Source organism: Caballeronia sp. (assembly GCF_028292365.1).
Classification (GTDB): domain Bacteria; phylum Pseudomonadota; class Gammaproteobacteria; order Burkholderiales; family Burkholderiaceae; genus Caballeronia.
Window position 1 is genome coordinate 1 of sequence record NZ_JAQGMM010000225.1, and the last position, 12,654, is coordinate 12,654.

Here is a 12,654-nt window from a genome sequence, read left to right on the forward strand (position 1 = left end):
GCCGGCGACGGATCGTCACCATGTTTTCAATCTCGCCTACACCGTCCTTGAAGCCGATCAGGTTCGGGCAGCTATCGGCGAGGCGTTCGAGCATGTCGGCGTTGAGCTTCGAATTGGCGCGGTTATACACGATCACGCCCATGTTCTTCACCGCCTTGCACACCTGTTCGACGTGCGCGGCAATGCCTTCCTGGCTGGCTTCGGTCAGGTAATGCGGCATCAGCAAAATGCCGTTTGCGCCAAGCCGTTCGGCTTCCTGCGCATAAGCAATCGCAACCCGCGTTGCACCGCCTGCACCGGCGAGGATCGGCACCTTGCCTTTACACGTTTCCGTCGCCGTGCGAATCACGTTCGAATATTCGCTGTGCGTCAGCGAGAAGAATTCACCTGTGCCGCCGGCCGCGAACAATGCCGTCGCGCCATACGGCGCAAGCCATTCCAGACGCGCAGCATAAGTGTCGGCACGGAAGTCGCCTTGTTCGTCGAAGTCGGTCAGCGGAAAGGACAGCAGCCCTTCGGAAACGATTTGCTTGAGCTCTTGAGGTGTTGTCATGGTTGGTCGTGAATTGGTTTTTGGGTAAGTCGCTGCATTGAAGAAAATCAGCGCACGAGGCACGGGCGCTTGTTGTCGAAGGTCCAGTTCGGGATCAGGTATTGCATCGCGATGGCGTCGTCGCGGGCGCCGAGACCGTGCTCCCGATACAGCGCGTGCGCTTTATCGAGTTCGTCCATATCGATATCCACGCCCAGTCCCGGCCGCGCCGGTACCTTCACTCGGCCGCCCACAATCTGCAGCGGCTCGCGCGTGAGGCGCTGGCCGTCCTGCCAGATCCAGTGGGTATCGATGGCAGTGATCTTGCCCGGCGCCGCCGCTGCGACGTGCGTGAACATGGCGAGCGAAATGTCGAAGTGATTGTTCGAGTGCGAGCCCCACGTCAAGCCCCACTCGTTGCACATTTGCGCCACGCGCACGGAACCTTGCATCGTCCAGAAATGCGGATCGGCGAGGGGGATATCCACCGATTGCAACTGAATCGCGTGGCCCATCTGGCGCCAGTCGGTCGCGATCATATTGGTCGCGGTCGGCAACCCCGTGGCGCGGCGGAATTCAGCCATGACCTCGCGGCCGGAATAACCGTTTTCGGCACCGCACGGGTCCTCGGCGTAGGCGAGTACGTGATGCTGGTCGCGGCACAGGCGCACGGCTTCGGACAGCGACCACGCGCCGTTCGGGTCGAGCGTCACGCGGGCGTTGGGGAAGCGTTCGGCGATCGCCGTGACCGCTTCGATTTCGGCATCGCCCGAAAGCACGCCGCCCTTCAGTTTGAAGTCGTTGAAGCCATAGCGCGCGTGCGCGGCTTCCGCTAGCCGTACGACGGCTTCCGGCGTCATCGCTTCTTCATTGCGCAGGCGGGTCCAGTCATCGGTGGCGTTTGTACCGGCGGAGTAGGGCAGGTCGGTCTTGTTTCTGTCGCCGATATAAAACAGGTAGCCGAGCATTTCCACTTCATCGCGTTGCTGGCCTTCGCCGAGCAACGCGGCGACGGGCACGCCCAGATGCTGGCCGAGCAAGTCGAGCAATGCGGCTTCGAGCCCCGTCACGGCATGGATGGTCGTGCGCAGGTCGAAGGTCTGTGTGCCGCGTCCGCCTGCATCGCGATCCGCGAATTGCTTGCGCGTGGTGTTGAGCACGGCGTGCAGATTGCCGATCGACTGGCCGACGACGAGCGGACGCGCGTCGTCGATCGTCTTGCGGATGCTCTCGCCGCCCGGCACTTCGCCCACGCCGGTGTGGCCCGCGCTGTCGCGCAGGATCACGATGTTGCGCGTGAAGAACGGGCCATGCGCGCCGCTCAGGTTCAGCAACATGCTGTCGCGGCCGGCAACCGGGATCACGCGCAGTTCAATGACGGTGGGCGTGGCGTTCGCAGCGGTTGAAACGCTTGGGTTCGTGGACATGGACGTGGTTGGCATGAGTTGAACGAGGGCTCGTGAGGGAGCGCTTAAGCGACGCGCGTTGGATTCGGTTCGATGGCGTTTTCAGGCCGGCCGGTCAACCGGTCCTTTGCGAAAAACGCGATAACGGCCGCGATGATCGAAGCAATCCCCAGCCCATACAGACCGCCGGAGATCGAGCCCGTGTGTTGCTGCAGATAACCGAACGCTGCCGGCGCAAAAAAGCCGCCCAGATTGCCGACAGAGTTGATCAGCGCAATCACGCCGGCCGCGACGCGTACATCGAGGTATCCCTGCGGCAGCGGCCAGAACAGCGACGCCGCCGCTTTGAAACCGATTGCAGAAAAGCAAATGGCGACGAACGAAAACACCGGATTCGCCGACGTCGATGCAAACAGTCCGCAGGCGGCAATGACCAGCGCGAGCGCAAGCCACGCTTGCTGGAAGCGCCATTTCGCCGACAGCATCGCGAAGCAATACATCGCGAACATGGCGATCAGCCACGGCACGGCGTTATAGAGGCCGACCTGGAAATCGCTCAGGCCGCCCATCTTGCGGATGATGGTCGGCAGCCAGAAGGTTGCTGCATAAATGGTCAACTGGATCGCGAAATACAGCACGCAGAACAGCACGATCTGCGGGTCTTTCAACAATTTTGTGATCGGCAGATGCGCGTTGCCGGCCGCTTCCCGTTCCGCCTGTTCGCGGGCAATCGCGGTGCTCAGCGCCTGTTGTTCTTGCGCGGTGAGCCATTTGGCATCGCGGGGATGGGACTTAAGCATGAACCAGCTCACGCCGCACAGCAGGATTGAAAACAGGCCTTCGACCAGGAACATCCACTGCCAGCCATGCAGGCCGAAGCCGCGTATCGAGAGCAGGGCGCCTGAGACGGGTCCCGATAACACCGACGCCAATGCCGAGCCGCCCAGAAAGATCGCGACCGCTTTACCACGCTCCTTTTGCGGCAACCATTGCGTGAAGTAATACACCACGCCAGGGAAAAAGCCGGCTTCGGCCACGCCCAACAAGAACCGCATGACATAGAACGACGTGTCGTTCCAGGTGAAGGCCATGGCGCCCGCGACCAAGCCCCAGGTGAACATGATCCGTGTGAGCCACGCACGTGCGCCGAAGCGCGCCATCAGCACATTCGACGGCACTTCGAACAACGCGTAGCCGATGAAAAACAAGCCGCTCCCCAACCCGTAGGCCGCTGCGCCAATACCCAGGTCCGTCTGCATATGCGTGTTGACGAAGCCGATATTCACCCGGTCGATGTAGTTCGCAATGAACATGATCAGGAATAGCGGCAGCACGTGGCGCTTAACTTTCGACGCCGCCGATGTCAGCGCGTCGGATGTCGATAGGGCGAAATCGGGCGTCACAAAAATTCATCTCCGGATGACATCCCGGTTAGTCCGGGTTATCGATGCAACCGCTCATAGGGCTAAGCGATAGCGAGCAGATTCGCACGTTCCAGCGTGTGATACGTTGTCTGATGACATTTTAAAAGGGGTATGAGGATCGTCAAAATGGGTGTTAACCCGGGATCGCTCATCGGTTGTAGATGAACGAGATGTAATTTTCATCGATTGTGATGACGAGATTATGAATTAAAGTCGGACGTCAGACAAGATGATTGATCTTGAAAGATTCGCTTTTAGAGGGGTGGGCGCCTGCTGCAGGCGCCCACTTGAGAGATGGGATGCGCGTCGTCCAGACCTCGGCTGGCGACGACTGCTCGGTCGCTACACGAGCTGTTGTTAGCCGGCCGCTTCGCTTGACTGGTTCGCGCGGCGCAGGCGTTCCCGGCTGTTCGACAAATGCATGCGCATGGCGGCGCGCGCGCTTTCGGCGTCGCGTCGCGTGATGGCTTCGAGAATGCTCTCGTGCTCAAGATTGACCAGCGAGACGTACGCCTTCGGATCGGCCTTCGCGATTCCCGCTGAATCGATGCGGTTGCGTGGGATCAGGGCGCTGCCCATCTGGGTCAGGATATCGACGAAATAGCGGTTGCCGGTCGCCCGGGCGAGCGCGATGTGGAACTGGAGATCGGCCGCGACGCTGTCGCTGCCGTTGCGGCTGGTGGCTTCTATTGCGTCGAGCGCCGCGCGCATGCGCACGAGATCTTCCGGTTGCGCGCGTTGTGCGGCCAGGCCGGCACATTCGGTTTCCAGGCTGATGCGCAACTCGAGCACGGACAACACGTCACGCAACGTGGTGGCCGGCACCATATCGATGCCCAGTTTTTCGCGACGCGGTTCCAGCACGAAACTGCCAATCCCATGACGTGTTTCGATAACCTCGTTCGCCTGCAAGCGGGAAATGCCTTCACGCACAACGGTACGGCTCACGCCGAGCGTCAGCATGAGTTTCGCTTCGGTGGGGAGTTTGTCGCCCGGCTTCAGCGCAGCGGATTCGATCTGTTCGATCACGTAGTCGAACACGCTCTCCGCCAGGTTTCGGGCGCGTCGGGGTGTTACGACGGATGTGAGGGATTCGACCATCAGAAACGCTCCTTGGGTCAGCCGGTTGGCAGTGTCGTAGTACGGAGTTGCGGTGGATAGCCAGATTATACCGTTGTCTGACGACTATCAATTTTAAAGATTGGGTGAATTGGGTGATCTGATTGAAAGGGAGAGGTGCGGGAGGGCGCTGCGTTGACCGGGCTGCTATATGTTCAATTGTCCTGATTGATCGATGGCGCTATGGGTGGCATCGATCCCGGGCCGCATTTACGATCTCAAGATTGCTGCGTAATTCCGCGCCAGAATGCAAAAAGCCCAATCTTTCGATTGGGCTTTTCGAGCTGAAATCTTTTTGGCTCCTCGACCTGGGCTCGAACCAGGGACCTACGGATTAACAGTCCGGCGCTCTACCAACTGAGCTATCGAGGAACATCTGCAGCAGAGAAACGAAATTATATGGAGGGGAATCTAGCCTGTCAACACCCTGCGTTCATCTCAATTCAAAAAGTTACAAACAAGCGAAGCGTTACTCACGATGCGATGACGTGCGGCCTCTTGGCCTCAACGCGCCAGCAGCTCAAGCTTCTCTTTCACGTCTTTGAACTCGTCGGCTTCGGGCAACGGCGCCTTGGTCTTGGTGATGCTCGGCCAGCCGCGCGACAGTTCGGCGTTCAGTTCAATGAAGTGCTGCTGATCACCGGGGACATCCTCTTCGGCATAGATTGCATTGACCGGGCATTCGGCGACGCAAACGGCGCAATCGATGCACTCATCAGGATCGATCGAGAGGAAGTTCGGACCTTCGCGGAAGCAATCCACCGGGCACACGTCCACGCAATCGGTATAGCGGCACTTAATGCAGCTTTCGGTCACAACGTGAGTCATTCAGGCTCCTGCGTACGGAATTCGTGGGGAGGCGGCGAGGGCGACATGAATGTCAGGGTCCAACCAGCGAACCGAGCGTCTCTAACTGAGAGTCTCTATTCGGGGCTGGGATATAGAGCCTTGAGAGCTTTAGCCTAACTATATAACCCGACTGTGCACGATCTGCGCGCCGAAACCGATATTGTAGCGTACCGGTATATTTGAGCGCGCCCCCCGGTTAGAAGGCCTTATATCGTTTAGTGATTTGTTTATGGGGCGCCCGCGGGCTCACGCGCGCCCGCTGTCCGGCGTGTTTTGGCAGAGTGGGCGCGCCGCTCCGGGCGGACACTTCGGGTAACATGCACTGGAGGCCGCCGGGGGCGAAGCAGCCAGTGCATTGGGGCGCGCCAGGTCCGTTTGCGGTTTTATCCGCGCGCTTGTGGGCGGTTCTACTCGCGCCTTTACTCGTTTTCCTAGCCGTTCGTCTGGAACCATGATTATCCATTCGCTGCTCGATACCGATCTCTACAAGTTCACGATGATGCAGGTCGTGCTGCATCACTTCCCGGCAGCACACGCGGAATACAAGTTCCGCTGCCGCACGCCGGATGTCGATCTCGTGCCGTATATAGATGAGATACGCGACGAAGTGCGCCAGCTCTGCCATCTGCGCTTCAAGGAAGAGGAACTCGAATACCTTCGCCGGATGCGCTTCATCAAGAGCGATTTCATCGACTTCCTCGCGCTCTTTCATCTCAACGAGAAGTCCATCACGATCAAGCCCTCCGCCAAGAAGAATGGCGAGATCGACATAGATATTATTGGCCCGTGGCTGCACACCATCTTGTTCGAGATTCCGATCCTCGCGATTGTCAATGAGGTCTATTTCCGCAACACGCAACGCGACCCGACCTTCGACACCGGCCGTGACCGCCTGCACGACAAAATTCAGTTGCTCGGCGGCCGTCCCGAAGTTGCCGACTGCAAGATCGCCGACTACGGCACCCGCCGGCGTTTTTCCAAGCAATGGCATGAGGAGGTCATCCTCAAGCTGAAGGAAGGCCTGGGCGATCAATTCACGGGTACGAGCAACGTCTACTACGCGATGAAGCACGGCTTGCGTCCGCTCGGCACCATGGCGCATGAATACCTGCAGGCTTGCCAGGCGCTCGGCCCACGGCTGCGCGATTCACAGATCTTCGGCTTCGAGATGTGGGCGAAGGAGTATCGCGGCGATCTGGGTATTGCGCTCTCCGACGTCTACGGAATGAAGGCGTTCCTGAACGACTTCGACATGTACTTCTGCAAGCTCTTCGACGGCGCCCGACACGACTCCGGCGACCCGTTCGACTGGGGTGAGCGCCTCATCCGCCACTACGAGGAGAATCGATGCGATCCGCGCACCAAGGTACTGGTGTTCTCCGACGCACTCGACATTCCGAAGGTCCTGCGTCTCTACGAACGTTTCCATGGCCGCTGTCAGCTCGCCTTCGGCGTGGGCACCAACCTGACCAACGACCTTGGCTATCAGCCGTTGCAGATCGTGATCAAGATGGTTCGCTGCAACGGCCAGCCTGTGGCCAAACTATCCGATTCCCCCGGCAAGAACATGTGCGACGACCAGGCTTACCTGGCCTACCTGCGCCAGGTGTTCGACATCGCTAAACCCGTGGATGAACTGTAACCCGGGCAGGTGTTCTTGAGGGTCGATGCTGCTCAGCGTTAGCCGTTCGGTCGAGGGTGTTCGAGTGGGTGCGCTCGTTATAATCGAGTCCTTGATTGACACATCGGCCACGACGCACAGGCCAACGAGGACAGCATCATGAAATCATCGGCCGTACGCCGGAATTCAAGCGACCAGGGCTTACGGCTGCATGCTCCGGATGCAGCCGTAACCGGTAACATTCCCGCATGAGTACGTCCGTAAACAGGCGACGCTTATGGCAGGGCCTGGTGCTGCTCTTGCTGCCCTTGACCGCATCCGCGGCATCGCTCAACGGCGCCACGCTGTCTCCGCTGTGGGCACTACCGTTCGCCGGCATCCTGTTGTCCATCGCGATCGTTCCGCTGATCGCGCCGCATGCCTGGCATCGTCACTTCGGCAAGATATCGGCGGCCTGGGCGCTCGTGTTCCTTGTACCTTTTGCAGTTGGCTTCGGTACGCAGGTTGCGTTCGCGACCTTCGTGCATGCCATGCTGGAAGAGTATGTACCGTTCATCATCCTGCTGACGGCGCTGTTCACGGTCGCGGGCGGCATTTGCCTGCATGGCGACCTGCACGGATCCCCGCGCCTGAATACCGGGCTGCTCGCGCTTGGCACGTTGCTCGCCAGCATCATGGGCACAACGGGTGCAGCCATGCTGCTGATTCGCCCGCTGCTGCGCGCCAATGAACATTGCAAGCACGTTGTGCATCGCGTGGTGTTCTTTATTTTTCTTGTGGCCAACGCTGGGGGGGCGCTCTCGCCGCTTGGAGACCCGCCGCTGTTCCTCGGTTTCCTGAATGGTGTGAGCTTTTTCTGGACCACGGTGCATCTCGCCGCGCCAACGCTCTTCATCTGCGTGATTCTGCTGGCGCTTTTCTACGCGCTCGATCGCTATTACTTCACCAAGGAAAAGGTGGTGCATAGGAGCGAGGTGAAAACGCCATTGAGCGTGGACGGCAAGATCAATTTCGTCCTGCTCGCGGCGGTGGTCGCGCTGGTGCTGATGAGCGGCTTGTGGAAGCCGGGCATCGAGTTCGACGTATTCGGTACGCACGTCGCATTGCAGAACGCCGTGCGCGATGTCCTGCTTGTCGCGGTCTCACTCCTGTCGCTCGCGCTCACACCGAAAAGCGCGCGTGCGGGCAACGCGTTCAACTGGGCGCCCATTGAAGAAGTCGCGAAGTTGTTTGCCGCCATCTTCATCACCATCGCGCCCGTGATCATGATCCTGCGCGCGGGTGCTGACGGTGCGTTCGCCGGCATCGTCCACATGGTGACCGATGCAAGCGGCAAACCCATCGACATTGCGTACTTCTGGGCGACCGGCCTGCTGTCGTCGTTCCTCGACAACGCGCCGACTTATCTCGTGTTCTTCAACCTCGCCGGCGGTGATGCACCAACCCTGATGACGACCGGCGCCTCCACGCTCGCCGCCATCTCGGCGGGCGCCGTGTTCATGGGCGCAAACAGCTATATCGGCAATGCGCCCAACTTCATGGTCAAGGCAATTGCAGAGTCACGCGGCATTGTCATGCCCGGATTCTTCGCGTATCTCGGCTGGTCGGCAGTCATCTTGCTGCCCTTGTTCCTGCTTACTGGATGGTTGTTCTTTTAGGAGAAAGTCGATGAAGAAAGTACTGGTTGCCCGCCCCATTTTTCCAGACGTGATCGAACGTCTCCGGCAGTATTTTGAAGTCGATGCCAATCCGGGCGCACCGCTTAGCACCGACGAATTCGCGCGCCGCATGGCTGATCGCGACGGCGCTTTGCTTGCAGGCGATCCCGTCACTGCGAAGGTCCTGGAAGGCGCGCCGAATCTGAAGGTCGTGTCGAACATGGCCGTGGGTTACAACAACTTTGACATGCAGGCGTTGAACGCGCACGGCGTGCTCGGCACCAATACACCGGACGTATTGAACGAAAGCACGGCGGACTTCGGCTGGGCGCTGATGATGGCGGCCGCACGGCGTATTGCGGAATCGGAGCACTTCCTGCGCGCGGGCAAGTGGGGCACATGGTCCTACGACGCGTTCCTTGGTACCGACGTATGCGGCTCGACGCTCGGCGTGCTTGGCATGGGGCGTATTGGCCAGGCGCTCGCCCGGCGCGCGCGCGGGTTCAACATGCGCGTGATCTATCACAACCGTTCGCGCGTCGCGCCTGAGATCGAGACGGAACTGAACGCCGAGTATGTATCGAAGGCGGACTTGCTGAAGCGCGCCGATCACGTTGTGCTGGTGCTGCCGTACACCGCCGAGAATCACCACACCATCGGCGCGGCGGAACTGGCAAGCATGAAACCTACAGCTACGCTGACCAACATCGCACGCGGTGGGATTGTCGACGACGCCGCGCTGATCCAGGCGTTGCGCAACAAGACCATCGCGGCGGCGGGACTCGACGTGTTCGAAGGCGAGCCGAATTTCAATCGAGATTTCCTGACGGTGTCGAACGTGGTGCTTACGCCGCATATTGCCAGCGCGACCGAATCCACGCGCCGTGCCATGGCCAATCTCGCCGCGGACAATCTGATCGCCGCGCTGGGTGAAGGGCCGCGCGCGGGCAATCCGCCGAACCCGATCAATCCGAAGGTCCTGAAGAAATGACCATGTTGTTGCTGTTGGGCGTGGGTGTCGCTGTCCTCGCGATCGCTCTGGTGATCGCGTTGGTGCTATTGCTGCGGCCGAAGCGCGGAACAGAGGTCGAGGAGCAGTTCGAGGCGCTTGCCGATCGGATCATCGATATGGGAGAAGCGCACGCGCGCGCTCAGGAGCGGCTCGAACGCAACGTGAGGGGTGAAGTCACAGAGACGTCCCGCGCGTCGCGTACCGAGGCGGGCACAGCGTTCGCTCAATTCCAGCAGACGCTCGCAACCCAACTCGCGAGTATGGCGAACGTCCAGAACGCGCAGCTTGAAGCGTTCTCCCGGCAACTGGTCACGTTGACGGAAAGCAACGCGTTGCAAGGCCAGCACGCACGCGATGAACAAAGCCAGGCGCTGAAGCGTTTTGGCGATGCGCTCACGTTGCAGCTCGCGCAGATGTCGGAGTCGAATGACCGTCGTTTGAGCGAAGTGCGCGCCACGCTCGAAGCGCGGCTGAAGGATATCGAAGCGAACAACGCGGCGAAGCTCGAAGAAATGCGCCGTACCGTCGACGAAAAGCTGCACGCCACGCTCGAACAACGGCTTGGTGAATCGTTCAAGCTGGTGTCGGACCGGCTGGAACAGGTGCATCGCGGATTGGGGGAAATGCAGACCCTGGCGGCGGGTGTCGGCGACTTGAAGAAGGTGCTGACCAACGTCAAGACGCGTGGAACGTGGGGCGAAGTGCAGCTCGAATCGTTGCTCGAACAGTTGTTGACGCCCGACCAGTACGCGAAGAATGTCGCAACCATCCCGAAGAGCAACGACCGCGTGGAGTTCGCGATCAAGCTGCCCGGCCGTCACGACGCACCTGGCCAGAGCGGCGCTAATGCGGTGGCTACGCCGGTGTGGCTGCCTATCGACGCCAAGTTTCCGCGCGAGGACTATGAGCGGCTGATCGATGCGCAGGATCGAGCAGATGTGGTGGCAGTCGAGGAAGCATCACGTGCGCTGGAAGGCCGCATTCGTGCGGAAGCGAAGGCCATCGCTCAGAAGTATGTTGCGCCTCCGCACACCACGGACTTCGCGTTGTTGTTCCTGCCGACGGAGGGCCTGTATGCGGAAATCCTGCGTCGTCCCGGGTTGACCGATTTTCTGCAGCGGGAATACCGGGTCAGCGTGACGGGGCCGACAACGTTGACTGCGTTGCTGAACAGCCTGCAGATGGGTTTCAGGACGCTGGCAATCGAGCAGCGTTCCAGTGAAGTCTGGCAAGTGCTCGGCGCAGTGAAAACGGAGTTCAGGAAGTTTGGCGAAGTGCTGTCGAAGACGCGATCGCAGCTTGAGGCGGTGACGCGTTCCATTGAATCGGCGGAAACGCGTACGCGGCAGATGAGCAAGAAACTACGTGACGTGGAAGCATTACCGGGCGAGCAGGTGGCCAACCTGCTCGGGGACGAACGTGAGGAACCGGCGGAACGTGAAGAACCCGGCGCTTAGCTCAAACAGCAGCGGGCGAAGCCAGAGTAGCTAGTGCGTCGCCGGTGATGCGTACGATGCGCCAGTCGGGCAGCACGGTTGCGCCCATCTTCTCGTAGAAGCCGATGGCGTTTTCGTTCCAATCCAGCACGGTCCATTCGAAGCGGCCGCACTGACGTTCTACCGCAAGCGCAGCCAAGGCACGCAGCATCTTTGTGCCAAGTCCGCTACCGCGAAGATCCGGTTTCACGTACAGGTCTTCCAGATACAGCCCGCGCTTGCCGAGAAAGGTTGAATAGTTCTGGAAGAACAGCGCGTAGCTCACTATCTGTCCGTCTTCTTCGGCCACCAGCGCTTCGGCGCACGGCCGCGCGCCGAACAACGCGTCGTGCACGCCGCCTTCGGTTGCGATGAACATGTGCATAAGCTTTTCAAACTCGGCAAGCTCGAGCATCAAACTAAAGATCGCGCCGACATCGGCGGGTGCTGCGGGTCGGATCTGAGTGCTCATCATGCCTCTTCCGGCGCGTCGGACAAGACGATCTCAATGCCGCCGAATCGCGACGCCACCCAGTTGTACGCGTGGCACGCAATCCAGAGCAAGATGAAGCCAAGAATGGCATTGAGCAGCAACGCGCTTGTCACGGTGCTCAGCTCGACTGAGCCGTATCGGAAGAACGCAACCAGCACGCCGAGCAACACGATCGGTACGCTGAAGGTCAGGTACACGAGAATCAGTGCTTTGGCCGTTTGTCCCGGCGCGATGAACGAAATCTGTTTTTTCATGAAGGAAAAGCCCCGTCAGTCATAGTGCAATGCATTCGAACCGTCCGTTTTAGCCGCTCAGGTCATGACGGCGCCGCGGTTCAGTTCTTGAGGTACAGGTTCTTCAAGCAGGTTGTCGAAAAGCCTTTGAAACTAGATCAGGCCGTCGAATGGCAGGATATCCACGCTGTCTCTTGCATCGATATCTCCTGCGTCGTGCTTCAGGACAATGAAGCAATTGGCTTCGCTCATTGAACTCAGCACGCCCGAACCTTGCGGCCCGGTTGTCACCACATGCCAGTGCCCGGCGGTGTCCCGGCGTGCAATACCGCGTTGAAACTCCGTGCGTCCGGCGCGTTTGCTGATCGACCGCGAACTCGTTGCCGATATCAACGGCAGCGCATGCGGCGTCGCGCCTGACATGGCGAGCAGCGCCTCGCGCACGATGAAATAAAACGTTGCCATCACCGCAACGGGATTGCCCGGCAAGCCAAAAAACAACGCCGATTCGCCTTCGCCCGGACGCTTGCCCGACCACAGGCGGCCAAACGCGAGTGGCCGGCCGGGACGCATCGCGATTTTCCAGAACGCCACGTCGCCGAGCGCGTTCATCAGGTCACGCGTGAAGTCAGCGTCTCCCACAGATACGCCACCCGAACTGATCACCACGTCGGCATCCTGCGTAGCCTGACGCAAAGCCCGTTCAAGCGATACGCGATCGTCACGCACAATCCCCAGATCGACCGGTTCCACGTTCATCCGGCGCAACATGGCGAAGAGGGTATAGCGGTTACTGTCGTAGACGCAACCCGGCGCGAGCGCTTCACCAACG

Annotated in this window: 12 protein-coding genes and 1 tRNA gene; 4 read left to right on the forward strand and 9 right to left on the reverse strand. The window is 59.8% G+C overall.

Annotated features, from left to right (window positions below):
* The 6 genes from JWR14_RS13815 to fdxA form a co-directional block, all read right to left on the reverse strand.
* Positions 1-553, reverse strand: a 553-nt coding sequence (locus JWR14_RS13815) for a dihydrodipicolinate synthase family protein (RefSeq protein ID WP_299707501.1), incomplete at its 3' end; no start/stop codon positions are given.
* A 47-nt stretch (positions 554-600) separates the two neighbouring features.
* The gene (gudD, locus tag JWR14_RS13820) at positions 601-1,959 is read right to left on the reverse strand and encodes a glucarate dehydratase (protein ID WP_299707504.1); all 1,359 of its coding nucleotides are present in this window, start codon (positions 1,957-1,959) and stop codon (positions 601-603) included.
* A 44-nt stretch (positions 1,960-2,003) separates the two neighbouring features.
* The gene (locus JWR14_RS13825) at positions 2,004-3,251 is read right to left on the reverse strand and encodes an MFS transporter (protein ID WP_299707531.1); all 1,248 of its coding nucleotides are present in this window, start codon (positions 3,249-3,251) and stop codon (positions 2,004-2,006) included.
* A gap of 468 nt (positions 3,252-3,719) precedes the next feature.
* Positions 3,720-4,463, reverse strand: a complete 744-nt coding sequence (locus JWR14_RS13830) for a FadR/GntR family transcriptional regulator (RefSeq protein WP_299707507.1) — start codon at positions 4,461-4,463, stop codon at positions 3,720-3,722.
* 314 nt (positions 4,464-4,777) lie between these two features.
* Positions 4,778-4,853, reverse strand: a tRNA-Asn gene (locus JWR14_RS13835).
* A gap of 132 nt (positions 4,854-4,985) precedes the next feature.
* Complete coding sequence (gene fdxA / locus JWR14_RS13840; RefSeq protein WP_299707510.1) at positions 4,986-5,309, reverse strand: ferredoxin FdxA; 324 nt, start codon at positions 5,307-5,309, stop codon at positions 4,986-4,988.
* Between the two features lie 472 nt (positions 5,310-5,781).
* Between fdxA and pncB the strand changes: the two genes are divergently transcribed.
* The 4 genes from pncB to rmuC all read left to right on the forward strand — a co-directional run bounded on the left by pncB (position 5,782) and on the right by rmuC (position 11,078).
* A complete protein-coding gene (pncB, locus tag JWR14_RS13845) occupies positions 5,782-6,972 on the forward strand; it encodes a nicotinate phosphoribosyltransferase (protein WP_299707513.1) in 1,191 nt (396 codons plus the stop codon).
* A gap of 227 nt (positions 6,973-7,199) precedes the next feature.
* The gene (locus JWR14_RS13850) at positions 7,200-8,609 is read left to right on the forward strand and encodes a sodium:proton antiporter (RefSeq protein WP_299707516.1); all 1,410 of its coding nucleotides are present in this window, start codon (positions 7,200-7,202) and stop codon (positions 8,607-8,609) included.
* A 10-nt stretch (positions 8,610-8,619) separates the two neighbouring features.
* On the forward strand, positions 8,620-9,600 hold the full coding sequence (locus JWR14_RS13855; protein WP_299707519.1) for a D-glycerate dehydrogenase: 981 nt from the start codon (positions 8,620-8,622) through the stop codon (positions 9,598-9,600).
* A complete protein-coding gene (rmuC, locus tag JWR14_RS13860; RefSeq protein ID WP_299707521.1) occupies positions 9,597-11,078 on the forward strand; it encodes a DNA recombination protein RmuC in 1,482 nt (493 codons plus the stop codon). Before JWR14_RS13855 ends, rmuC begins: the two co-directional genes overlap by 4 nt.
* A gap of 1 nt (position 11,079) precedes the next feature.
* Here the strand turns inward: rmuC and JWR14_RS13865 are convergent, their stop codons facing one another.
* The 3 genes from JWR14_RS13865 to JWR14_RS13875 form a co-directional block, all read right to left on the reverse strand.
* Entirely contained in the window at positions 11,080-11,568 is a 489-nt protein-coding gene (locus tag JWR14_RS13865) for a GNAT family N-acetyltransferase (protein WP_299707534.1), read from the reverse strand.
* Positions 11,568-11,843 carry a hypothetical protein gene (locus JWR14_RS13870; RefSeq protein ID WP_031363462.1) on the reverse strand — a complete coding sequence of 92 codons (276 nt, stop codon included), beginning with the start codon at positions 11,841-11,843 and terminating at the stop codon, positions 11,568-11,570. Before JWR14_RS13870 ends, JWR14_RS13865 begins: the two co-directional genes overlap by 1 nt.
* Positions 11,844-11,975: 132 nt before the next feature.
* Positions 11,976-12,654, reverse strand: a 679-nt coding sequence (locus JWR14_RS13875) for a molybdopterin-binding protein (RefSeq protein WP_299707528.1), incomplete at its 5' end; no start/stop codon positions are given.